Origin of the sequence: Janthinobacterium lividum (assembly GCF_034424625.1) — a bacterium.
In the GTDB taxonomy this organism is placed as follows: Bacteria; Pseudomonadota; Gammaproteobacteria; order Burkholderiales; family Burkholderiaceae_D; genus Janthinobacterium; species Janthinobacterium lividum.
Genome location: NZ_CP139976.1, coordinates 2,647,520 through 2,669,681 on the forward strand (window position 1 = coordinate 2,647,520; position 22,162 = coordinate 2,669,681).

At 61.6% G+C, this 22,162-nt stretch carries 20 protein-coding genes and 2 tRNA genes; 17 read left to right on the forward strand and 5 right to left on the reverse strand.

The window, feature by feature from the left end; translation table 11 throughout:
- Positions 1-164 precede the first annotated feature (164 nt).
- The 6 genes from U0004_RS12085 (at position 165) to U0004_RS12110 (ending at position 7,329) form a co-directional block, all read left to right on the forward strand.
- Positions 165-1,076 carry a patatin-like phospholipase family protein gene (locus tag U0004_RS12085; RefSeq protein ID WP_034786038.1) on the forward strand — a complete coding sequence of 304 codons (912 nt, stop codon included), beginning with the start codon at positions 165-167 and terminating at the stop codon, positions 1,074-1,076.
- A gap of 59 nt (positions 1,077-1,135) precedes the next feature.
- The gene (locus U0004_RS12090; protein ID WP_034786036.1) at positions 1,136-1,543 is read left to right on the forward strand and encodes a GlcG/HbpS family heme-binding protein; all 408 of its coding nucleotides are present in this window, start codon (positions 1,136-1,138) and stop codon (positions 1,541-1,543) included.
- Between the two features lie 295 nt (positions 1,544-1,838).
- A complete protein-coding gene (carA, locus tag U0004_RS12095; RefSeq protein ID WP_070259008.1) occupies positions 1,839-3,017 on the forward strand; it encodes a glutamine-hydrolyzing carbamoyl-phosphate synthase small subunit in 1,179 nt (392 codons plus the stop codon).
- Positions 3,010-6,240, forward strand: a complete 3,231-nt coding sequence (gene carB / locus U0004_RS12100) for a carbamoyl-phosphate synthase large subunit (protein ID WP_034786033.1) — start codon at positions 3,010-3,012, stop codon at positions 6,238-6,240. Before carA ends, carB begins: the two co-directional genes overlap by 8 nt.
- 163 nt (positions 6,241-6,403) lie before the next feature.
- Positions 6,404-6,880 (forward strand): transcription elongation factor GreA, encoded by a 477-nt coding sequence (gene greA, locus U0004_RS12105; protein ID WP_034757428.1) that lies wholly within the window; start codon positions 6,404-6,406, stop codon positions 6,878-6,880.
- Complete coding sequence (locus tag U0004_RS12110) at positions 6,880-7,329, forward strand: DUF4149 domain-containing protein (RefSeq protein ID WP_174718098.1); 450 nt, start codon at positions 6,880-6,882, stop codon at positions 7,327-7,329. The genes greA and U0004_RS12110 overlap by 1 nt, the downstream gene beginning before the upstream one ends.
- 211 nt (positions 7,330-7,540) lie before the next feature.
- Here the strand turns inward: U0004_RS12110 and U0004_RS12115 are convergent, their stop codons facing one another.
- A complete protein-coding gene (locus U0004_RS12115; RefSeq protein ID WP_010397237.1) occupies positions 7,541-8,011 on the reverse strand; it encodes a YhbY family RNA-binding protein in 471 nt (156 codons plus the stop codon).
- Positions 8,012-8,053: 42 nt separating this feature from the next.
- On the opposite strand from U0004_RS12115, the gene U0004_RS12120 reads away from it, so the two are divergent.
- The 6 genes from U0004_RS12120 to U0004_RS12145 all read left to right on the forward strand — a co-directional run bounded on the left by U0004_RS12120 (position 8,054) and on the right by U0004_RS12145 (position 13,478).
- Positions 8,054-8,737: an RlmE family RNA methyltransferase gene (locus U0004_RS12120; RefSeq protein WP_034757436.1), complete on the forward strand. Its 684-nt coding sequence runs from the start codon at positions 8,054-8,056 to the stop codon at positions 8,735-8,737.
- A gap of 202 nt (positions 8,738-8,939) precedes the next feature.
- Entirely contained in the window at positions 8,940-10,823 is a 1,884-nt protein-coding gene (gene ftsH / locus U0004_RS12125) for an ATP-dependent zinc metalloprotease FtsH (RefSeq protein WP_034786027.1), read from the forward strand.
- Between the two features lie 115 nt (positions 10,824-10,938).
- Positions 10,939-11,772 carry a dihydropteroate synthase gene (folP, locus tag U0004_RS12130; RefSeq protein ID WP_070259004.1) on the forward strand — a complete coding sequence of 278 codons (834 nt, stop codon included), beginning with the start codon at positions 10,939-10,941 and terminating at the stop codon, positions 11,770-11,772.
- Positions 11,773-11,812: 40 nt separating this feature from the next.
- The gene (gene glmM / locus U0004_RS12135) at positions 11,813-13,150 is read left to right on the forward strand and encodes a phosphoglucosamine mutase (RefSeq protein WP_070259002.1); all 1,338 of its coding nucleotides are present in this window, start codon (positions 11,813-11,815) and stop codon (positions 13,148-13,150) included.
- An 82-nt stretch (positions 13,151-13,232) separates the two neighbouring features.
- Positions 13,233-13,309: transfer RNA gene (locus U0004_RS12140), tRNA-Pro, on the forward strand.
- Positions 13,310-13,403: 94 nt separating this feature from the next.
- Positions 13,404-13,478, forward strand: a tRNA-Arg gene (locus U0004_RS12145).
- A gap of 83 nt (positions 13,479-13,561) precedes the next feature.
- Here U0004_RS12145 and U0004_RS12150 read toward each other — a convergent pair.
- The 3 genes from U0004_RS12150 to U0004_RS12160 form a co-directional block, all read right to left on the reverse strand.
- The gene (locus U0004_RS12150) at positions 13,562-13,741 is read right to left on the reverse strand and encodes a hypothetical protein (RefSeq protein WP_034786023.1); all 180 of its coding nucleotides are present in this window, start codon (positions 13,739-13,741) and stop codon (positions 13,562-13,564) included.
- Positions 13,742-13,901: 160 nt separating this feature from the next.
- A complete protein-coding gene (locus tag U0004_RS12155; protein ID WP_070259000.1) occupies positions 13,902-14,468 on the reverse strand; it encodes a PEP-CTERM sorting domain-containing protein in 567 nt (188 codons plus the stop codon).
- Positions 14,469-14,775: 307 nt separating this feature from the next.
- Positions 14,776-15,327, reverse strand: a complete 552-nt coding sequence (locus U0004_RS12160) for a GbsR/MarR family transcriptional regulator (RefSeq protein ID WP_170909696.1) — start codon at positions 15,325-15,327, stop codon at positions 14,776-14,778.
- 139 nt (positions 15,328-15,466) lie between these two features.
- On the opposite strand from U0004_RS12160, the gene cydD reads away from it, so the two are divergent.
- The 5 genes from cydD (at position 15,467) to cydX (ending at position 21,842) form a co-directional block, all read left to right on the forward strand.
- Positions 15,467-17,155, forward strand: a complete 1,689-nt coding sequence (cydD, locus tag U0004_RS12165; protein WP_070258998.1) for a thiol reductant ABC exporter subunit CydD — start codon at positions 15,467-15,469, stop codon at positions 17,153-17,155.
- Entirely contained in the window at positions 17,152-18,834 is a 1,683-nt protein-coding gene (locus U0004_RS12170) for an amino acid ABC transporter ATP-binding/permease protein (RefSeq protein WP_070258996.1), read from the forward strand. Before cydD ends, U0004_RS12170 begins: the two co-directional genes overlap by 4 nt.
- A 114-nt stretch (positions 18,835-18,948) precedes the next feature.
- The gene (locus tag U0004_RS12175; RefSeq protein WP_070258994.1) at positions 18,949-20,526 is read left to right on the forward strand and encodes a cytochrome ubiquinol oxidase subunit I; all 1,578 of its coding nucleotides are present in this window, start codon (positions 18,949-18,951) and stop codon (positions 20,524-20,526) included.
- A gap of 13 nt (positions 20,527-20,539) precedes the next feature.
- Positions 20,540-21,694 (forward strand): cytochrome d ubiquinol oxidase subunit II, encoded by a 1,155-nt coding sequence (gene cydB, locus U0004_RS12180; RefSeq protein ID WP_070258992.1) that lies wholly within the window; start codon positions 20,540-20,542, stop codon positions 21,692-21,694.
- A gap of 22 nt (positions 21,695-21,716) precedes the next feature.
- A complete protein-coding gene (gene cydX, locus U0004_RS12185) occupies positions 21,717-21,842 on the forward strand; it encodes a cytochrome bd-I oxidase subunit CydX (RefSeq protein ID WP_070258990.1) in 126 nt (41 codons plus the stop codon).
- Between the two features lie 62 nt (positions 21,843-21,904).
- On the opposite strand, the gene U0004_RS12190 is transcribed toward cydX, so the two are convergent.
- A complete protein-coding gene (locus tag U0004_RS12190) occupies positions 21,905-22,153 on the reverse strand; it encodes a hypothetical protein (RefSeq protein ID WP_139144250.1) in 249 nt (82 codons plus the stop codon).
- Positions 22,154-22,162 lie beyond the last annotated feature (9 nt).

Consider the following 22,162-nt stretch of genomic DNA (forward strand, 5'->3'; position numbering starts at 1 on the left):
GTAAAAACCAGGCGCCAGTCTAGCAGTGGTCCGCTGGATGGGGCGGCGCGCACGAACATTGTCAGCATAAACATTTAAGACGGCCTTCAGTGCAGGCAGCCCCGCTTGCGCTACAATCGGCTCTCCTTTATTGCCACTGCCGCGCGCGGTTCCCCCTCTCCACCATGTTCCCTAAACGCCTGACCTTGCTTGCCCTAGCCGCCTTTGCGCTGGCCGGCTGCGATACCACCGCCCCGAAACCCGTTCAAGTATTGACGCCACCCGAGCCCATTGTCGTCACGCCGCGCAAGATCAAGATCGGCCTGGCGCTGGGCGGCGGCGCGGCGCGCGGTTTCGCGCATATTGGCGTGATCAAGGCGCTCGAATCGCAGGGCATCGTCGCCGATATCGTCACCGGCACCAGCGCCGGCAGCGTGGTGGGCGCCATGTATGCGGCGGGTAACTCCGGCTTTGCCTTGCAAAAGATGGCGTTCGACATGGACGAGGCGGCCATTTCCGACTGGGCCTTGCCCCTGTTCGGCAAGTCCTCCGGCGTGCTGAAAGGCGAAGCGCTGCAAAGCTATGTCAACAAGGCCGTGGGCGGCGTGCCGCTGGAAAAGCTGAAGATTCCCTTCGGCGTGGTGGCGACCGATTTGAAAAATGGCCAGCCGATCCTGTTCCAGCGCGGTAACACCGGCATGGCCGTGCGCGCCTCGTCGGCCGTGCCCGGCGTGTTCCAGCCGGTGACGATTGCCGGCCACACCTATGTTGATGGCGGCCTCGTCGCTCCCGTACCCGTGCGCTTCGCGCGCGACATGGGCGCCGATTTCATCATCGCCGTGAATATCTCGTCGCAAACGGATACCCAGAAGGCCATCAGCTCGATGGAAGTGCTGATGCAGACCTTCGCCATCATGGGCCAGCGCATCAACCAGTTCGAGCTCAAGGATGCGGACGTGGTGATCCAGCCCAGCCTGGGCACCATGAAGGGCAACGATTTCAACAGCCGCAATCAGGCGATCCTGGCGGGCGAGCAGGCGACCTTTGCCGTCATGGCGCAGCTCAAGCAAAAGCTGAAAGCCAAGCGCGAGCAGTAGGGGGTAGCGCCGTCGCGCATTTCGTATACAATTTTGATTCAACATAACAAGGATGCACCATGCAATCGAAACCGATTTTGACCCTGGACGACGTAAAGAAAATCGCTGCCGCCGCCGAAGCGGAAGCGGTCAAGAATAACTGGGCGGTCACGATCGCCATCGTCGACGACGGCGGCCACCTGCTGTGGCTGCAGCGCATGGATGGCGTGGCGCCGATCTCGTCGCACATCGCCCCATCGAAAGCCAAGACGGCCGCACTGGGCCGCCGCGAATCGCGCATCTATGAAGAGATGATCAATGGCGGCCGCGTGTCGTTCCTGAGCGCACCGGAAATCGACGGCTTGCTCGAAGGCGGCGTGCCCATCGTGTTCGACGGTCACTACGTGGGCGCCGTCGGCGTCTCGGGCGTCAAGTCTGCGGAAGATGCGCAAATCGCCAAAGCAGGCATTGCTGCGCTCACCGCCTAAGTAGTAGCCGCAATTGCAGAACCAGCCGCCCCGCGCAAGCCGGGCGGCTTTTTTCATGGGGCGCAGTTTTTATGTTGCCATGCAAAAAAATGCCGCCGATTCTGAATTTTCTTCCTTGTGGAAAAGCTTCCTTTTGGTTATAATTCAAAGGTTTAGCCAATCACACATATACCGTAGCGACTACCCATCCCCTCATTCAAAATGACCGTTGAAACACCCTGAGTGCATCTGGCTCGGGTAACTAGGCGGTCGGTCTGACGTGGCGCAGCTACGGTAACTTTATCAGGAGTTGCCCTTGCCGCCATTTTTTTCTGGCCCTGCCGTTCCAGCCATATTAGCGCTTGCTGATGGAACGATCTTTAAAGGTTTTTCGATCGGTGCCGCCGGTCATACCACGGGCGAGGTTGTTTTCAATACCTCCATGACCGGGTATCAGGAAATCCTTACCGACCCAAGCTATTGCCGCCAGATGGTCACCCTGACCTATCCGCATATCGGCAATACGGGTGTCAATCCGGAAGATGTCGAATCTTCCAAGGTACACGCCGCTGGCCTCATCATCCGCGATCTGCCTTTGCTGGCATCCAATTTCCGTTCCACCCTTTCCCTGTCCGACTACCTCAAAGCTGAAAATATCGTCGCCATCGCAGGCATCGATACACGCAAGCTCACGCGCATCCTGCGTGAAAAAGGTGCGCAGGGCGGCGCCATCCTCGTCGGCACGCAAGGCAATGAGCCATCCGCCGCGCAAGCGCTGGAACTGGCCCGCTCCTTCCCCGGCCTGGCCGGCATGGACCTGGCCAAGGTGGTGTCGAGCAAGGACGCCTATGAATACCGCGAAACGGAATGGACGCTGGGCGAAGGCTATGGCCAGCTGGCCGACGCGGACGCGAAATACCACGTGGTCGCCTTCGACTACGGCGTCAAGCGCAACATCCTGCGCATGCTGACGGCACGCGGCTGCAAAGTCACCGTGCTGCCCGCGCAAGCGACGGCCGCCGACGCCCTGGCGCTGAATCCGGACGGCATCTTCCTGTCGAACGGTCCCGGCGATCCGGAACCATGCGACTACGCGATTGCCGCGACGAAAGAGCTGATCGAGAAGGGTATCCCGACCTTCGGCATCTGCCTCGGTCACCAGATCATGGCGATCGCTTCCGGCGCGAAGACGCTGAAGATGAAGTTCGGCCACCACGGCGCCAACCACCCGGTGCAAGACCTGGAAACGAAACAGGTCTTGATTACCTCGCAAAACCACGGTTTCGCAGTCGACGCGACAACCTTGCCCGCGAATTGCCGCGTGACCCATGAATCGCTGTTCGACGGTTCCCTGCAGGGCTTTGCCCGCACGGACAAGCCGGCCTTCTGCTTCCAGGGCCACCCTGAAGCGTCGCCGGGCCCGATGGATGTTGCTTACCTGTTTGACCGCTTCATCAACCTGATGGCTGCGGAGGAGAAAAAGAAAAATGCCTAAACGTTTAGATATCAAAAGTATTCTGATTATTGGCGCTGGCCCGATCGTGATCGGCCAGGCCTGCGAATTCGATTATTCCGGCGCGCAAGCGTGCAAGGCCCTGCGCGAAGAGGGCTACAAAGTCATCCTGGTCAACAGCAATCCTGCGACCATCATGACGGATCCGGAAATGGCCGACGTGACCTATATCGAACCGATCACCTGGTCGGTCGTTGAACGCATCATCGCCAAGGAGCGTCCTGACGCGATCCTGCCGACGATGGGCGGCCAGACGGCGCTGAACTGCGCGCTGGACCTGTTCAACAATGGCGTGCTGGCAAAATACAACGTCGAACTGATCGGCGCATCGCCGGAAGCCATCGACAAGGCGGAAGACCGTTCCAAGTTCAAGGACGCAATGACCAAGATCGGCCTCGGTTCGGCCCGTTCCGGCGTGGCGCACTCGATGGAAGAATCGTGGGCCGTGCAGCGCACGCTGGGCTTCCCGACCATCATCCGTCCATCGTTCACCATGGGCGGTTCCGGCGGCGGCATCGCCTACAACGAAGAAGAATTCGAAACCATCTGCAAGCGCGGCCTGGAAGCATCGCCGACGAAAGAGCTGCTGATCGAAGAATCGTTGCTGGGCTGGAAAGAGTACGAGATGGAAGTGGTGCGCGACAAGGCGGACAACTGCATCATCATCTGCTCGATCGAAAACCTGGACCCCATGGGCGTGCACACGGGCGACTCCATCACGGTGGCGCCTGCGCAAACGCTGACGGACAAGGAATACCAGATCATGCGCAATGCCTCCCTGGCAGTGCTGCGCGAGATCGGCGTCGACACCGGCGGCTCGAACGTGCAATTCTCGATCAACCCCGTCGATGGCCGCATGATCGTCATCGAGATGAACCCGCGCGTATCGCGTTCGTCGGCCCTGGCATCGAAAGCGACGGGTTTCCCGATCGCCAAGATCGCCGCCAAGCTGGCCGTCGGTTTCACCCTGGACGAGCTGCGCAATGAAATCACGGGCGGCGCCACGCCGGCCTCGTTCGAACCGTCGATCGATTATGTCGTCACGAAGATCCCCCGTTTCACGTTCGAGAAATTCCCGACCGCCGACCACCACCTGACGACGCAGATGAAATCCGTCGGCGAAGTGATGGCGATTGGCCGTACCTTCCAGGAATCGTTCCAGAAAGCCTTGCGCGGCCTGGAAGTGGGCGTGGATGGCATGAACGAAAAGACCAAGGACCGCGAAAAGATCGAAGAAGAACTGGGCGAGCCTGGTCCTGAGCGCATCTGGTACGTGGGCGACGCGTTTGCCCAGGGTTTCACCCTGGAAGAAGTGCACCAACTCACCAAGATCGACCCGTGGTTCCTGATCCAGATCAAGGAAATCGTCGACCTGGAACTGTGGCTGGACACGCAGAAGCTGGAAAACCTGGACAAGAACACCCTGTACAAGTTGAAACAGAAGGGCTTCTCGGACCGCCGCCTGGGCTTCCTGCTGCAGACGACCGACACGGCCGTGCGCCAGCAGCGCCATGCGCTCAACATCCGTCCCGTCTACAAGCGCGTCGATACCTGCGCAGCGGAATTTTCGACCGACACGGCGTACATGTATTCCACGTACGACGAAGAGTGCGAATCGAACCCGACCGACAAGAAAAAGATCATGGTGCTGGGCGGTGGCCCGAACCGTATCGGCCAGGGTATCGAGTTTGACTATTGCTGCGTCCACGCTGCCCTCGCCATGCGCGAAGACGGCTACGAAACCATCATGGTCAATTGCAACCCAGAAACGGTTTCGACCGACTACGATACCTCGGACCGCCTGTACTTCGAATCCTTGACCTTGGAAGACGTGCTGGAAATCGTCGCCATCGAAAAACCGGTGGGCGTGATCGTGCAGTACGGCGGCCAGACGCCATTGAAACTGGCGCTGGACCTGGAAGCGAATGGCGTACCGATCATCGGCACCTCGCCCGACATGATCGATGCGGCCGAAGACCGCGAGCGTTTCCAGCAAATGCTGCACAAGCTGGAACTGCGCCAGCCGCCTAACCGCACCGCGCGCACGGAAGCCGACGCCCTGGCGCTGGCGCAGGAAATCGGCTACCCGCTGGTCGTGCGTCCTTCGTACGTGCTGGGTGGCCGCGCCATGGAAATCGTCCACGAGCAACGCGACCTCGAGCGCTACATGCGCGAAGCCGTGAAGGTTTCGCACGATTCGCCGGTGCTGCTGGACCGCTTCCTGAACGACGCCATCGAGTGCGACGTCGATTGCATCTCCGACGGCGAAACGACGTTTATCGGCGGCGTGATGGAACACATCGAACAGGCTGGCGTCCACTCGGGCGACTCGGCTTGCTCCTTGCCACCATACTCGCTGGCACCGGAAACCATTGAAGAACTGAAACGCCAGACGGCGCTGATGGCCAAGGGCTTGAACGTGGTTGGCCTGATGAACGTGCAGTTCGCGATCCAGAAGCAAGAGATCGATGGCGAAATGAAAGACGTCGTCTTCGTGCTGGAAGTCAATCCACGCGCTTCGCGCACCGTGCCTTTCGTCTCGAAAGCCACGGGTTTGCAACTGGCGAAGATTGCCGCGCGCTGCATGGTGGGCCAGTCGCTGGCATCGCAAGGCATCACGCAGGAAGTCGTGCCGCCGTACTTCAGCGTCAAGGAAGCCGTGTTCCCGTTCGTCAAGTTCCCTGGCGTGGACACCATCCTGGGCCCTGAAATGAAATCGACGGGCGAAGTCATGGGTGTGGGCCTGACGTTCGGCGAAGCGTTTGTGAAATCGCAACTGGGCGCCGGCGTGAACCTGCCAAAATCGGGCAAGGTCTTCATCAGCGTGAAAGCGTCGGACAAGCCGCGTGCCGTGCAAGTGGCGCGTGACCTGGTCGAGTCCGGCTTCACCGTGGTCGCCACCAAGGGTACCGCCGCCGTGATCGCTGCTGCCGGCATCGCCGTCACGCCAGTGAACAAGGTGATCGAAGGCCGTCCGCACGTGGTCGACATGATCAAGAACCATGAAATCGTGCTGGTGATCAACACCGTGGAAGAAAAGCGCAGCGCCATCGTCGATTCGCGGGCCATCCGCACCTCGGCCCTGGCATCGCGCGTGACGACCTACACCACCATCGCGGGCGCGGAAGCGGCCGTCGAAGGCATCCGCCACCTGGATGAGCTGCGTGTGTACGATTTGCAAGGTCTGCACAAGACCTTGAACTAAGTGCGTTTGCAGTGGCCGCCGTTAGGCGGTACACTGCATGCTTATCAACCACAGAGTTCCGTGCAGAGCAGCGCGCGGCCTCTGTGGTTTTCACTTGGTAAGTCCGTTAACCGTGGCAAAACACGGACAACGGCACCGATAACTAGCAGATAGTAGAGATAACATGACCTCAGTCCCATTGACCAAATACGGCGCAGAACTCTTGAAGGAAGAGCTGCATCATTTGAAGACCAAGGAACGCCGCATCGTCATCGATGCGATCGCCGAAGCGCGTTCGCACGGAGATTTGTCGGAAAACGCCGAGTACGATGCCGCCAAGGAACGCCAGGCCTTCGTCGAAGGCCGCATCGCCGAACTCGAAGGCAAGCTGGGTGCAGCGCAAATCATCGACCCGACCGCGCTTGACGCGGAAGGCCGCGTGGTGTTTGCCTCGACCGTGAACCTGGAAGACCTGGAATCGGGCCAGAAAGTCACGTACCAGATCGTCGGCCTCGATGAAGCCGACCTGAAAATGAACAAGGTTTCCGTGACGTCCCCGATCGCCCGCGCGCTGATCGGCAAGTACGCCGGCGACGTGGTGGAAGTGCAGGCGCCGTCCGGCCCGCGCGAATACGAAATCCTGGAAGTACTGTACATCTGATGCTGGGCCGCGTGCGCATCCTCGTTGCCACCCTGTGGGCCGGCAGCCTGTGGACCATCGGCTTCATCGTGGCGCCGACCCTGTTTGGCACCCTGAGCGATCGTGTACTGGCAGGCAATATTGCCGGCAGCATGTTCCGCGCCGAGGCCTGGCTGTCGATCGCCTGTGCGCTGGTACTGCTGGCCTTGCTGCAATGGGCTCCCGGCGCGCTGGAACTCAAGCGCCGGCGCCTCTTGGCAGCGCTGGTGCTGTCGATGCTGGTGTGCGCGCTGCTCAGCCATTTCGGCATCTCGCCCCTGATGGCCGAACTCAAGGCGCAAGCGCAGGGTTCCTCCGGCATCATGGACGAGGCCATGCGCAGCCGCTTCGGCATGCTGCATGGCGTGTCGACCGTGATCTTTGCCGTGCAGAGCTTGCTGGCGGGCGTGCTGATCTGGAAGCAGCAGTAATCGCCTCGGGTGTTGTCGGATTATGCGCTACGCGCTAATCCGACCTACATGACATACGTAGGTCGGATTAGCGAGGCCGCAGGCCACGCGTAATCCGACAATCGCCGGCGTGTGAATATCGTAATAGCAATAAAAAAGCGGAGCAGGGAATATCCCGTGCTCCGCTTCTTGTTTCAAGCCCGGCCGCCTTGCGGTTGCCGGGTGAACAGGCTTACTTGCTGCCCAGTGCGCTTTTCTTGGCGCTTTTCTGACGTGGCTTGGCACGCTTGATGGAACCGCCTTCGGTAACGCGCTCATTGCCCTTGATCATGACTTTCGTCACGCTCGGGCGCTTGGTGCCGCTGGCGCTGGCCTTGACGATGGTCACTTCGCGCATGCCTTTGCCGGCGCTGACCTTCTCCTTAACCACTTCTTTTTTCGGACGGTAGATTACCAGCAGTTTGCCAATATGTTGTACCGGGGCGGCGCCGAGATTGCCGCAAATCGTATCGTACATTCCGACGCGCGCTTCGCGGTCGTCGCCGAACACGCGGACTTTAATCAGACCGTGCGAATCCAGGCCAAGGTCGATCTCTTTGAGGACAGCAGGTGTCAAGCCCGCTTCGCCAATAATGACGATAGGCTTCAGCGCGTGTGCTTCGGCGCGCAGTGCGCTGCGCTCTACGGGTGTAAGTTTTAGCATAATAATATTTAGTAATTCCCTTAAAAGCAGTATTCTACGCGAATGGCAAAGAAGAAATTAAACAAAAACTGGTTGCACGACCACATAAATGATCCTTATGTGAAGTTGGCGCAAAAAGAGGGCTACCGCGCCCGGGCAGCATACAAGCTCAAAGAAATCGATGAAGACGAGAAACTGATCAAACCTGGCCAGGTGATTGTCGACCTTGGTTGCACTCCCGGCAGCTGGGCCCAGTACACGCGGCGCAAGCTGGCCGGCAAGGACGGCGGCGGGGTCAATGGTACCCTGATTGGCCTGGACATGCTGGAAATGGAGCCGATCGCCGATTTCCACTTCATCCAGGGCGACTTCCGCGAAGCGCGCGTGCTGCGCCAGCTGGAAGTGGTGTTGCAGGGCCGCAAGGTCGACCTGGTCCTGTCGGACATGGCGCCCAACCTGTCGGGCATCGCCACGGCGGATGCCGCGCGCATGGAGCACTTGATCGACCTGGCCATCGAATTTTCGCAATTGCACCTGAAGCCGTCTGGCGTGCTGCTGGTGAAATGCTTTAAAGACATGGGTTTCAGCCAGATCGTGGAGAAATTCCGCGCTGAATTCAAGGTCGTGGTGCAGAAAAAGCCCAAGGCCAGCCGCGATAAATCGTCGGAAATCTTCCTGATGGGCCGTGGAATCAAGAATCCGCTGAAAAATGCCGTGGAAGAAGATGATTCCGCCCTTGATATTTAAGCGGGAATCCGCACATGGGAACGAGAAGTGCAGTAGCGTCTGATGGCATAAAAGCCTAAATTGTTTATACTGCATTTTTTTGCGTGAACGCGATTTTTTCGCGCGCACGGATCGGCGGGCTTTGGCACGGCCCGCTTATTGCGAGTAAAATCGTGTTTCTAGCTATAGGTAAAGAGATGCGCACTGCATCCAAGGAGTCTTCGTGAATAACATGTTTTCCAAATCTGCCATCTGGGTAGTCGTATTGCTGCTGTTGTTCATGCTGTTCAAGCAATTCGACAGTCATGGCGCCACAGGCGGCAGCAAGGCCATCGCTTATTCCGATTTGCTGGATGAAGTCAAAGCCAAGCGCGTCAAGGATGTCGTGATCGAAGGTTCGTCGATCACCGCCAAGCTGATGGACGACACCAAGGTGCGTACCACCGCCACCAGCCTCGACAAGGGCCTGATCGGCGACCTGCGCGACAATGGCGTGCATTTCGATGTGCGTCCGCCCGAGGAAGCGTCTTTCCTGCAAACTATTTTTGTTTCCTGGTTCCCCATGCTGCTGTTGATCGGCGTCTGGGTCTTCTTCATGCGTCAGATGCAAGGCGGCGGCAAGGGCGGGGCATTCTCGTTCGGCAAGTCGAAGGCGCGCATGATGGATGAAGCCAGCAACACCGTCACCTTCGCCGATGTCGCCGGTTGCGATGAAGCGAAAGAAGAAGTCAACGAAGTGGTCGACTTCCTCAAGGATCCGAGCAAATTCCAGAAACTGGGCGGCCGCATTCCCCGCGGCGTGCTGATGGTCGGTCCTCCGGGCACGGGTAAAACCCTGCTGGCGCGCGCCATCGCCGGCGAAGCCAAGGTGCCGTTCTTCTCGATTTCCGGTTCCGACTTCGTGGAAATGTTCGTCGGCGTGGGCGCCAGCCGCGTACGCGACATGTTTGAAAACGCCAAGAAACACTCGCCGTGCATCATCTTCATCGACGAGATCGACGCTGTCGGCCGTCACCGCGGTGCCGGCATGGGCGGCGGCAATGACGAGCGCGAACAGACCTTGAACCAGTTGCTGGTCGAGATGGACGGTTTTGAAGCGAACTCCGGCGTGATCGTCGTGGCCGCCACCAACCGCGCCGACGTACTCGACAAAGCCTTGCTGCGTCCAGGCCGTTTCGACCGCCAGGTGTCCGTCGGCTTGCCCGATATCCGCGGCCGCGAGCAGATCTTGAACGTGCACATGCGCAAAGTACCTATCGGTACCGACGTGAAAGCCGATATCCTGGCCCGCGGCACCCCTGGTTTCTCGGGCGCGGACCTGGCCAACCTGGTCAACGAGGCAGCCCTGTTCGCCGCACGCCGCAGCAAGCGCCTGGTGGAAATGGCTGACTTCGAAGACGCGAAAGACAAGATCTACATGGGCCCTGAGCGCAAATCGATGATCATCCGCGAGGAAGAGCGTCGCAATACGGCTTACCATGAGTCCGGTCATGCCGTCGTTGCCAAGTTGCTGCCGAAGGCTGATCCCGTGCATAAAGTCACGATCATGCCGCGCGGCTGGGCCCTGGGCCTGACCTGGCAGCTGCCGGAACACGACAACTTGTCCGCCTACAAGGACAAGATGCTGGAAGAAATTTCCATCCTGTTCGGCGGCCGTATCGCCGAAGAGATTTTCGTGGGACAAATGTCCACCGGTGCGTCGAACGACTTCTCGCGTGCCACCAAGCTGGCCCGTTCCATGGTGACCCGCTTCGGCATGTCCGACAGCATGGGCGTGATGGTCTACGAAGACAGCGAAAACGAAGGTTTCTTTGGTGGCGCCACCAAGACGATCTCGGAAGCGACCCAGCAAAAGGTCGATGCTGAAATCCGCAACATTCTCGACAAGCAATATGCTTTGGCGCGCACCTTGCTGGAAAGCAACCGCGACAAGGTCGAAATGATGACCAAAGCCTTGCTGGAATGGGAAACCATTGATGCAGAGCAAATCAACGACATCATGGCCGGCCTGGAGCCGCGTCCACCGAAAGTCATCCCGCCACGCCGCAATGCGGGCGGTGACAGCGGCACGGGCGGCATCTCGCCAAACGTGACGGCACCAGCCTGATTAGGGCCGCCCTGACGGGTGGCACGCAAGGGTATGGCAAGAACGAGGGTAAGGAGCAATCCTTGCCCTTTTTCGTTGCCGCAGCAGTTTTTTCCTGACGACTACAAAGATTTACATGCGACACTATTTGCAATTCGGCCGTTTCGGCTTCAACCTGCAGGGCACGCAAGCGCTGGTGATGGGCATCCTGAACATCACGCCCGACTCGTTTTCCGATGCGGGCCAGTATCAACACCTGGAGTTTGCCATTTCGCGCGCCGAGCAGATGATACTCGACGGTGTCGACATCATCGACATCGGCGGCGAATCGAGCCGTCCCGGCGCGCCGCCGCTGCCGCTGCAGGATGAGTTGCAGCGCGTCATGCCGGTGCTGTACGCCTTGCGCGACTGCGGCAAGCCCCTGTCCGTCGACACGTACAAACCGGAAGTGATGCGCGAAGCCATCCTGGCGGGCGCCGACATGATCAACGACATCAACGGTTTCCGCGCGGCCGGCGCCATCGACGCCGTGCGGGACAGCGATTGCGCACTGTGCATCATGCACATGCAAAGCGTGCCGCAAACCATGCAGGACCAGCCTCAATACGAAGACGTGGTGCGCGAAGTCATCGACTTCCTGCGCGAACGCATCGACACGATGACGGCGGCCGGCATCGACCGCGAACGCCTGTGCGTCGATCCCGGCTTTGGCTTTGGCAAGACGGTGGAGCAGAACTATACCTTGCTGCGCGCCACGCGCCAGCTGCGCAGCGAACTGGACCTGCCCGTGCTGGCCGGCCTGTCGCGCAAGTCGATGATCGGCGCCGTCACGGGACGCCCCGTCGAGCAGCGTCTGGCCGGCAGTGTTGCCGGTGCGCTTGCTGCGGTAGCACAAGGTGCGGAAATTATCCGTGTGCATGATGTAGCTGAAACCGTCGATGCACTGAAGGTCTGGCGCATGGCGCACTGAGCCTGTAAGATTCATTATAAACAACAAAAAGAGAAATACTATGACGCGTAAATATTTTGGTACCGATGGCATTCGTGGCCTGGTGGGCACGGCGCCGATTACCCCCGATTTCGTCATGCGCCTCGGCTATGCTGCCGGCAAGGTGCTGGCCAAGTCGCAAGGCGGCAAGACCCGTCCGACGGTGCTGATCGGCAAGGACACGCGCATTTCCGGTTACATGCTGGAAGCGGCGCTGGAGGCGGGCCTGTCGGCCGCCGGCGTGGATGTGATGCTGGCCGGCCCCATGCCGACGCCGGCAATCGCCTATTTGACGCGGGCCCTGCGCCTGTCGGCCGGTGTCGTCATTTCCGCTTCGCACAATCCGTATCATGACAATGGCATCAAGTTCTTTTCCGGCCAGGGCACCAAGCTGCCCGACAGCGTAGAACTGGAAATCGAAGCGGCGCTCGACGAACCCATGGCTTGCGTGCCGTCGGACAAGCTGGGCCGCGCCAAGCGCCTCGATGACGCCCAGGGCCGCTACATCGAATTTTGCAAGGGCACCTTCCCGAACGAGCTGGACTTGCGCGGCCTGAAGATCGTCGTTGATTGCGCGCACGGCGCCGCCTACCATATCGCGCCGCACGTCTTCCATGAACTGGGCGCGGAAGTCATCGCCATCGGCAACAAGCCCGACGGCTTCAACATCAATGCGGGCTTCGGCGCCACGGCAACCAAGGCCATGGCCGAAGCCGTCGTCGAGCATGGCGCGGACCTCGGTATCGCCCTTGATGGCGACGCCGACCGCCTGATCATGTGCGACGCCACCGGGCGTCTGTATAACGGCGATGAGTTGTTGTACGTCATGGTCAAGGACCGCCTGGCGACAGGCTCCGTGGCCGGTGCCGTCGGCACCTTGATGACGAATATGGCGCTGGAAGTGCTGTTCAAGCAGCAGGGCATCGGCTTTGCGCGCGCCAAGGTGGGCGACCGCTACGTGCTGGAAGTCATGAAGGAAAAAGGCTGGATCCTGGGCGGCGAAGGTTCCGGCCATTTGCTGTGCCTGGACAAGCACACGACGGGCGACGGCATCGTCTCCGCGCTGCAAGTATTGTCCGCGCTCAAGCGCAGCGGCCAGAGCCTGCAGCAATGCCTGGCCGAGCTGGTGTTGTTCCCGCAAACCCTGATCAACCTGCGCGTGGCGCCCGGTTTCGACTGGCAGAAAAATGCCGCCATGGTGGCCGAGAAGGAACTGGTCGAGGCCGAGCTGGGCGACACGGGCCGCGTGCTGATCCGCGCTTCGGGCACGGAACCGCTGATCCGCGTAATGGTGGAAGCGAAAGACAAGGAGAAGGCCGAGTCGATGGCCCGCCGCATCGCCGATAAAGTGACCGCGTGACAGGCAGGAACCGATAGTTATTTCCATCTAATTCGTCTATGGCAATTGACGAAATTGGGTAGGGGCGTTATTATCTTGTCTTCGGAGTGTGGCGCAGCCCGGTAGCGCACCTGGTTTGGGACCAGGGGGTCCAAGGTTCGAATCCTTGTACTCCGACCAAAGTCATAAGCGGGCTGTCAGAAATGACAGCCCGTTTTCTATTCCGCGCTGGCATTTCATTGCTGGCGCGCATGGATTAAAATACTGCACCTCTCCGCCCATCGTTCAACGGATAGGACAACGGTCTTCTAAACCGTGAATGGGGGTTCGATTCCCTCTGGGCGGACCAGTTTCATACTGGCCACGATCATGCGGCGGCAAACTGCCGCAACGCAGCTCCTCTTTCCCTCCATTCGGTTTTCGCGCAGCTGCTCACGGCTGCGCAAACAGTACCACGCTCAGCAAATACAGCAGTGGCGCCGCGCACAGCAGCGCCGAGCATGCCGAAATGATTTTTCTGTTGGCCAGTCGGGCCAGGCGCAGTCGTTCCCGCACGGGCAGGTGCTGGCGGAGCACCTTGCGTGCGCGTGGCTGAAACGGTTGTTCATGCATGGGGACTCCCTCGTCGGTCGGCAGTGGATGCCGCCAAGCATAGCGAGGGGAGTCTAAAAATAGTGTAAACAGTGGGCCTGGCGCCGCAAGTGCGGCGTAAACAGGCCGCGCGTGTGGCGGGCGGCAGCGGGCGCTGGTGCGCCGCTGCCGTTCATGCGGCTTACTTTCCTTGGCGGCGGCGTGCCAGGAAGCCCAGCAGGCCCAGGCCGGCGAGCAGCATGGCATAGGTTTCAGGTTCCGGCACGGCGGAAATGAAGGCCCTGTAGTTGCTCAGATCCTTGGGCAGGCCCTCCACCGTGAAGGTGGTGCCGGCAGCCACGGGAGCGGCCCAGTGGAACACCAGTTCGCCCTGGCCGAAGTGGATGGCCAGATAGTCATAGGCGGCCGCGCTCGTATAGGAATTGACACCGCCACTCAAGCCTGCCGTGGTGCCGGCAGTGCAGCCCGAGGTGGCGTTGTCGCAATACGAGACGGCGGCGCCCAGGCTGGTGCCGAACACGCCATTGATATAACCCTGGATGTCCGAGGGACTCTGTGGTACCAGGTTATCGTCATAATATTTCACCTGCAGTGCCGGCGATGGTGAATAGGTGACGGTGCTGCCGGCGATGACGAAACCGCTGGCCGGACCCACATCCACCCAGGTGGCCGCTTGCGCCGCACTTGCCAGTACAGTCATTGCGGCCAGCATGGATGCCTTGATGGCAATGCTCTTTACGCTTTTCATGAAAATCCCCTTTTGCTTGAGACAGTCGCTTCATAGTGTCGGGACGCGTCCCTGCATGCCGGGGAAGTCATCCCATTGCCCGTTTTTAGCTGCTTTTACCTATTTCCTGCGCGTAGTGAATACGCATATGAAAGCTTACTCTTGATATAAATTAATACAATTTTAATAATTCTATTGGGTGGCTTGACAACATCGTATATGGCTATGTTTGGCAGTGCCAGCGATAGCCACCATGAGGTTGGGAAATGGCGTGACAAGGGCGCCAGTTTGTGCTGGCGGCGTCTTGCCTTGGGGAAGGGAGGGGGCGTCAGTCGCTGTTGTTGCTGACGCCAAACAGGCGATCCTTGGCGTTGAGCAGTTTTTGCACCTTGGCGCCCATTTTCATCAGCTGCGCCATCGATTCGGGCGACAGGCGCTGCAAGTCGTCGAACCAGGTGTTGGCCAGGTCGACCAATTCATACATTTCGCGCATGCGCTCCTGCGCATACTGGTCCACGGGTTCCGTGGCCGGCGCCAGCAGCGATTCGCGCAGCACCGTCAGGGTGGGCGCTACTTCGCGGCGGCGGCGCTCGGCGGCCACCACGCGGAAGATTTGCCACACATCGCCCAGCGAGGAAAAATACTCGCGCCGGTCACCGGGAATGCGCGACTGGCGTATCAAGCCCCAGCCCTGCAGTTCCTTGAGGCCGATGCTCACGTTCGAGCGTGAAAAACTCAGGTGTTCCGCGATTTCATCCGCGTGTAAAGGATGCTCCGCGACAAACAACAAGGCGTACACTTGCCCCACCGTGCGGTTAAAGCCCCAGCGGCTGCCCATCTCGCCGAAATGGCTGACGAAGGTCAGGATCAGCGGCGTCATTTGGATATGTTGAGTTTTCATAATTATCTGAATTTTTTCACGCCACACCCGCAGGGTCAATTGATATATGTCATGTTTCGCAGTATTATACAAAATATCGAATTTACAGAAAATTCTGAAAACTCAAGAAGTATAGAAGATGCCGACCACGCCCTTGTCCTTGCCCCGCTTTATTCTTCCCCGTGCCGCCAGCCTGGCGCAGGGCGGTGCCGCCTTGCTGTGGCTGCCACAAGCGGCCTTGCTGGCCTGGGCCGTGCAAGCCATGCAGGGCGGTGCGCCCTGGCGTGCGGCCCTGCTGCCGGCCGCTGGCGTGCTGCTGCTGGGTGTGCTGCGCGCCGGCTGCGAAGCGTGGGGCGCGCGGCGCATGTATGCGGCGGCGCGCGAGCACCTGTCGACCTTGCGCGCGCAAGTGGCACAGGCGCTGGCGCAGCGTTCGCCGCTGGACCGCCAGCGCGCCCAGTCGGGCCAGGCGGCCAGCATCATCGCCGAACAGGCCGAAGCCATCGTGCCGTATCTGGTGCGCTACAAGCCGGCGCGCTGGAAAGTCATGCTCGTGCCGCTCGTGATCCTCGCCGTGGTGACGCCGCTGTCGTGGATCGCCGCCTTGATCCTGCTCATCGCCGCGCCCCTGATTCCCGTCTTCATGGCCCTTGTCGGCATGGGCGCGCAAGCGGCCAGCCGCGCACAGATGGTGGAAATGGGCAGCATGAACGCCTTTCTGCTGGACCGCCTGCGCGGCCTGGCCACCTTGCGCGCGCTCGACGCCGTCGACGCCACCGCTGAACGGCTGGACGCCTCGTCGCAATCCGTGCGCCGGCGCACGATGGTGGTGCTGCGCATCGCCTTTTTGTCGTCCGCCGTGCTGGAACTGTTTTCCGCGCTGGGCGTGGCCATGGTGGCGGCGTTTATCGGTTTCTCCTTGTTGGGCAGCATCAATTTCGGCACCTGGGGCCGGGAACTGAACCTGGGGCAGGGCTTGTTCATCCTGCTGCTGGCGCCCGCGTTTTTCGAGCCCTTGCGCGAACTGGCCGCCGTCTGGCATGACAAGGCAGCCGGCGAAGCGGGCCTGGCCGGCTTGCACGACCTGGCGGGCGAGGGCGTGCCCCTGCCTGGCGCGCAGGTACTGCCTGCCGCCGTCTCCGCCGCCGCCATGGCGGTGGCGGCACCGCCCGCCGTGGAGCTCCGGCAATTGCGCTTTGCCCATCCCGGCGAGGCGCCCGTGTTTGACGGCTTCGACTTGAAGGTGCGTGCCGGCGAACACGTGGCCCTGCTGGGCGCCAGCGGCGCCGGCAAGACCACCTTGCTATCCTTGCTGGCCGGCTTGCTGCCCGCCAGCGGCGGCGACATCCGCATCGGCGGCGTGCGCCTGACCGACAGCACGGTCAATACCTTGCGCCAGCGCATGGCCTGGATGGGGCAGCGCCCGCACGTGTTTGCCGCGTCCGTCAGCCAGAACGTGACCCTGGGCCGCGTTGGCGCGCATGCCGCGCAGGTGACGCAGGCCCTGCACCTGGCTGACCTGGCCGCCGTGGCGCAGGCGCAGCCGGCCGTCATGCTCAGCGATGGCGGCCAGGGCTTGTCCGGTGGCGAAGCCGTGCGCCTGGCCCTGGCCCGCGTGGCCCTGCATCCGCATGCCGACCTGCTGCTGGTCGATGAACCGACGGCGCACCTGGACAGCGAAACGGCGGCGCGCGTGACGGATGCCTTGCTGGCACTGGCGAAAGGCAAGACGATGATCGTCGCCACGCACGACCCCGTGCTGGCTGGCCGGCTGCAGCGCACGGTGCAGGTCGATGCCCGAGTCCTGGTACAGGAGCAGCAGGCATGAAAAATTCACTGATACGCAACCCCGTCCTGCGCCAGTTGCTGCTGGCCCAACCCGGCAAGTTGATCGGCGGCGCCTTGCTGGCGGCCCTGACGGCGGTGGCCGGCATGGCCTTGCTGGGCTTGTCCGGCTGGTTTATTACCGCCACCTCGATCGCCGGCCTGCATGCGTCCACCGCGATCCTGTTCGACGTGTTCGGCCCGTCCGCCGGCATCCGCCTGCTGGCCATCGGCCGCACGGGTTCGCGCTATGCGGAGCGCCTCGTCACGCACGACGCCACGTTCGCCGCGCTGGCCAGCATCCGCGTGCGGCTGTTCCGTGGCTGGTCGCGCCCGGAAGCGGCCAGCCGCCTGCTGCGCCAGCCCGCCAAGCTGCTGTTCCGCCTGACGGCCGATATCGATGCGCTCGAATCGCTGTACTTGCGCCTGCTGGTGCCTGCCTTCACGGCCTTGTGCGCGGCCTTGCTGGCCGGCGTGGCGCTGGGCGTGATGCAGTGGCAGCTGGGCCTGGGTCTGGCCGCATGGCTGCTGGCCGCCGGCGGCGGCATCAGCTGGATCGTCGCGCAGCGCGCCCGCCGTCCCGCCATCGTGCGTTCGCGCGCCATCGAAAAGTTGCGTTCGGGCACCATCGACCTCGTGGCGGGCCAGACGGACCTGGTGATGGCGGGACGCATCGACGCCCAGTGCGCCGCGCTGGCGCAGATCGACCGCTCGCTGGCGCAAGCCGATTTTGCCCTGCTGCGCCTGGAGACGGCGGCCGGCGCCGCGTATGGCGTGGCGGGCAGCGCGACCCTGGCCGGCGTGCTGCTGGCCGTGGCCGCGCTGCAGGAGCAGCAGGCGCTGAGCGTGCCGGCCGCGGCCCTGGCCCTGCTGATCGCCCTGACGGCCGTGGAACCGTTTGCGGGACTGCGCCGCGGCGCGCTGGAAGCGGGCCGCATGCTGCTGGCCATGCGCCGTCTGGCGCCGCGCCTGGCTGGACAGGACGTAGCGGTGCCGCCCGTGGACGCCGCGCCGGGCTTGCGCCTGGAACGCGTCAGCGCCGCCCATGCGGGCAGCCATGTGGCCATCTTGCATGACGTATCGCTGCATATCGCCGCCGGCGAGCGCGTGGCCTTGATCGGTCCCAGCGGTGCGGGCAAGTCCACCTTGCTGGCCCTGGCCGCGCGCGAGCTGGCGCCGCTGTCGGGCACGGTAGCCGCGCCGCGCGCCTGCCTGTTCACGCAGAAGACGGAATTGTTCCAGGACAGCTTGCGCGACAACCTGCGCCTGGCCGACCCCACCGCCAGCGATGCGCAGCTGTGGGCGGCGCTGCAGGCAGCCGGCCTGGACGGCGAAGTGCGGGCCTTCGCGGACGGCTTGGGCACCATGTTGGGCGAGGGCGGTTTGGGATTGTCGGGCGGCCAGGCGCGGCGCCTGGCGCTGGCGCGGCTGTTCCTGCACGAGTCGACCTTGTGGCTGCTCGACGAAGCGACGGAAGCGCTGAATGCGCAGACGGCAAGCGACGTCCTGCAGCGCCTGGGCGCGCGCTGCGAAGGGCGCAGCTTGCTGATCGCAACCCACTTGCGGCGCGAAGCGGCGCTGGCGGACCGGCTGCTGCGCATCCGCGACGGCCGCATCGTCGAAGAGCTGCGACGCGGCACGGATGGCTTCGAAGCGGCCCTGGCGGGCTTGCGGGGGGATTAACAAGAACGGAGACAGGCGGTACTGCAGGCCAGCTTGAGGGCAGCGGAACCAATCGAATCGCATCAGATAGATACCAAGTTTACAATTACAGTAGGGAAACACCAAGGAAATCATATGGACTTCGATATTGTCGCTTTATCCAGACTGCAGTTCGCGCTGACAGCTCTGTACCACTTTATATTTGTTCCGCTGACGATCGGCCTGTCAGTGATCCTCGCCATCATGGAGACGGTTTATGTGATGACGAACCGCCCCATCTGGCGCGACATGACCAAGTTCTGGGGTGTCTTGTTCGGCATCAACTTCGCCATGGGCGTGGCGACGGGCATCGTCATGGAATTCCAGTTCGGCATGAACTGGAGCTATTACAGCCATTATGTGGGCGACATTTTCGGCGCGCCGCTGGCCATCGAGGGCTTGATGGCCTTCTTCCTGGAAGCGACCTTCGTCGGCCTGTTCTTCTTCGGCTGGGATAAGCTGTCGAAGCGGGGCCACCTGGTCACGACCTGGCTGGTGGCCATCGGTTCGAACTTCTCGGCCCTGTGGATCCTGATCGCCAACGGCTGGATGCAAAATCCCGTCGGCGCGGCCTTCAATCCGCAAACCATGCGCATGGAAGTGACGGATTTCGGCGCCGTGCTGACGAATCCCGTGGCACAGGCCAAATTCGTGCACACGGTGTCGGCCGGCTATACGGCCGCGGCGATTTTCGTGCTGGGTATTTCCGCCTGGTATCTGCTGAAGGGCCGCCACGTGCAGCTGGCCAAGCGCTCGATGACGGTGGCCGCCTCGTTCGGCCTGGCCGCCTCGCTGTCGGTAGTGGTGCTCGGTGATGAAAGCGGCTACCTGTCGTCCGAACATCAGAAGATGAAGCTGGCCGCGATTGAAGCCATGTGGACCACGGAGCCGGCCCCGGCCGCCTTCACGGCCTTCGGCTTCCCTGACGCGAAAGCGCGCGAAACGCATTACGCCGTGCACATCCCGATGGTCATGGGCTTGATCGGCACGCGTTCGCTGACGACGGAAATCCCTGGCATCGAGCAACTGGTCGACCGCGGCGAGCTGCTGATCAAGGATGGCATCAAGGCGTATGACGCGCTGCAGACCATCCGCGGCGTGGCGCCGGGCAGCCCCGTGCCGCAAGAGGCGAAGGACATGTTCGAGTCGAAAGGCCAGTCCATGGGCTATGCCCTGCTGCTGAAACGCTATGTCGACGATCCGCGCCAGGCCACGCCCGAGCAGATCCGCAAGGCCGCGCTCGACACCGTGCCGCCCGTGGGGCCCCTGTTCTGGTCCTTCCGCGTGATGGTGGGCCTGGGCATGTTCTTTATCTTGTTGACTGGTACGTTCTTCATCCTGTCGACGCGCCGCACCCTGGACAAGCACCGCTGGCTGCTGAAAGTGGCCGTGTTCGCCATCCCGCTGCCATGGGTGGCCATTGAGGCGGGCTGGATCGTGGCCGAAGTGGGCCGCCAGCCGTGGGTCATCGAGGGCGTGCTGCCGACGGCCGTGGCCGTGTCGAACCTGGGCGCGACGACCTTGCTGATCACGATTGCCGGCTTTGCCGCCATCTACACCGTGTTGTTGATTATCGAAATGAAGCTCATGCTCAAGGCCATCCGCAAGGGGCCGGAAGAGAAGGCGCCGGCCCCCGTGCCAGCCCCCGCTGCCATTCAGACTCAACGCGCCTAAGGAGGGCCAGACCATGATTTTGCATGAAATGATTTCTTACGAAACACTGCGCCTGATCTGGTGGCTGCTGATCGGCATCCTGCTGGTGGGCTTTGCCATCACGGACGGCTTCGACCTGGGCACGGGCATCCTGCTGCCCTTCGTCGGCAAGACGGACCTGGAACGCAGGGTCGTCATCAACAGTATCGGTCCCGTGTGGGAGGGCAACCAGGTGTGGCTGATCCTCGGCGGCGGCGCCATCTTTGCCGCCTGGCCGCAACTGTACGCCGTCTCGTTCTCGGGCTTTTATCTGGCCATGTTCGTCATCCTCGTGGCGTTGATCGTGCGTCCCGTGGCCTTCAAATTCCGCAGCAAGCGCGAAGATCCGCGCTGGCGCGCCCGTTGGGATGCGGCCCTGTTCGTGGGCGGTTTCGTGCCGGCCCTGATCTGCGGCGTGGCGATCGGCAATGTGCTGCAAGGCGTGCCGTTCCGTTTCTCGCCAGACATGCACATCTTCTATGACGGCAGCTTCTTTGCGCTGCTCAACCCGTTCGCCCTGCTGTGCGGCCTCGTCTCGGTCGCCATGCTGGTGATGCACGGCGCCACCTGGCTGCAGCTGAAAACGGACGGCGCCGTGGCCGAACGGGCGCGCCGCTACGGCAGCGTGGCGGCGATCGCGACAGTGGTGCTGTATGCGCTGGCCGGCGTGGCCCTGTGGCTGTGGGTCGATGGCTACCGCATCAGCAGCACGGTGGTGGTCGACGGTCCGTCGAATCCGCTGCTGAAAACGGCGGAAGTCCACGTGGGCGCCTGGTTCCTCAATTTTGCCGCCCATCCGTGGACCTGGATCGCCCCTGCGCTGGGCCTGCTTTGCCCGCTGCTGGCGTTTGCCTTCCAGCGTGCGCGCCGCGAAGTGCCGGCCTTGCTGGCCAGCGCGGCCGGCATCGCCGGCATCATCCTTGGCGTGGGCGCGGCCATGTTCCCGTTCATCCTGCCATCGTCGATCGACCCGCGTGCCAGCCTGACGGTGTGGGATTCCTCGTCCAGCCACATGACCCTGTTCATCATGCTGGTCGTCACGGCCGTCTTCATTCCCCTCATCGTGGCGTACACGACGTGGGTATATAAAGTGCTGTGGGGTAAGGTTGATGGAAAAGCAATTGAAGACGAGAGCGGTCACGCTTACTAAGAATCAACGAAAGGATATAACTATGTGGTATTTTGCCTGGATACTGGGACTTCCGCTGGCGGCGACTTTCGCCGTGCTCAACGCGATGTGGTATGAAATTGCCGATGGCGACACGACGCCCGAGCAGTACCGCGACACGCCGAAATAGGAAGGTGTCGGCTTGACTGGCCCCGCCCCGTGCGCATGCATCGGGCGGGGCTTTTACTTTTATCACAGCAAAATGAATTCGCCGCGGATGCGCAACTTCATGCCGCGCGGCGCATCGGCGCCCGCCGCCACGGCCCAGGCCGTGATCCATTGCGCGCAGCGTTCCCGTTCGGCCGCGTCGTGCAAGCGTTGCAGGCGTGCACCGGCCCGGTCGATGCGCTGGGCCAGATACAGGCGCTGATCCATGGGATCCGTCTTTTTGCTGTAATGCTGCATGGCTTTTCCTTCCCGCGTGGCAACTTCATTCGTCATGGCATAGCC

What these genes read in the sequence shown, in the direction of transcription:
- U0004_RS12085 (WP_034786038.1), top strand. Translation starts at nt 165, where the DNA reads ATGTTCCCTAAACGCCTGACCTTGCTTGCCCTAGCCGCCTTTGCGCTG.
- U0004_RS12090 (WP_034786036.1), top strand. Translation starts at nt 1,136, where the DNA reads ATGCAATCGAAACCGATTTTGACCCTGGACGACGTAAAGAAAATCGCT.
- carB (WP_034786033.1), top strand. Translation starts at nt 3,010, where the DNA reads ATGCCTAAACGTTTAGATATCAAAAGTATTCTGATTATTGGCGCTGGC.
- greA (WP_034757428.1), top strand. Translation starts at nt 6,404, where the DNA reads ATGACCTCAGTCCCATTGACCAAATACGGCGCAGAACTCTTGAAGGAA.
- U0004_RS12110 (WP_174718098.1), top strand. Translation starts at nt 6,880, where the DNA reads ATGCTGGGCCGCGTGCGCATCCTCGTTGCCACCCTGTGGGCCGGCAGC.
- U0004_RS12115 (WP_010397237.1), bottom strand. Translation starts at nt 8,011, where the DNA reads ATGCTAAAACTTACACCCGTAGAGCGCAGCGCACTGCGCGCCGAAGCA.
- U0004_RS12120 (WP_034757436.1), top strand. Translation starts at nt 8,054, where the DNA reads ATGGCAAAGAAGAAATTAAACAAAAACTGGTTGCACGACCACATAAAT.
- folP (WP_070259004.1), top strand. Translation starts at nt 10,939, where the DNA reads ATGCGACACTATTTGCAATTCGGCCGTTTCGGCTTCAACCTGCAGGGC.
- glmM (WP_070259002.1), top strand. Translation starts at nt 11,813, where the DNA reads ATGACGCGTAAATATTTTGGTACCGATGGCATTCGTGGCCTGGTGGGC.
- U0004_RS12150 (WP_034786023.1), bottom strand. Translation starts at nt 13,741, where the DNA reads ATGCATGAACAACCGTTTCAGCCACGCGCACGCAAGGTGCTCCGCCAG.
- U0004_RS12155 (WP_070259000.1), bottom strand. Translation starts at nt 14,468, where the DNA reads ATGAAAAGCGTAAAGAGCATTGCCATCAAGGCATCCATGCTGGCCGCA.
- U0004_RS12160 (WP_170909696.1), bottom strand. Translation starts at nt 15,327, where the DNA reads ATGACGCCGCTGATCCTGACCTTCGTCAGCCATTTCGGCGAGATGGGC.
- cydD (WP_070258998.1), top strand. Translation starts at nt 15,467, where the DNA reads ATGCCGACCACGCCCTTGTCCTTGCCCCGCTTTATTCTTCCCCGTGCC.
- U0004_RS12170 (WP_070258996.1), top strand. Translation starts at nt 17,152, where the DNA reads ATGAAAAATTCACTGATACGCAACCCCGTCCTGCGCCAGTTGCTGCTG.
- U0004_RS12175 (WP_070258994.1), top strand. Translation starts at nt 18,949, where the DNA reads ATGGACTTCGATATTGTCGCTTTATCCAGACTGCAGTTCGCGCTGACA.
- cydB (WP_070258992.1), top strand. Translation starts at nt 20,540, where the DNA reads ATGATTTTGCATGAAATGATTTCTTACGAAACACTGCGCCTGATCTGG.
- cydX (WP_070258990.1), top strand. Translation starts at nt 21,717, where the DNA reads ATGTGGTATTTTGCCTGGATACTGGGACTTCCGCTGGCGGCGACTTTC.
- U0004_RS12190 (WP_139144250.1), bottom strand. Translation starts at nt 22,153, where the DNA reads ATGACGAATGAAGTTGCCACGCGGGAAGGAAAAGCCATGCAGCATTAC.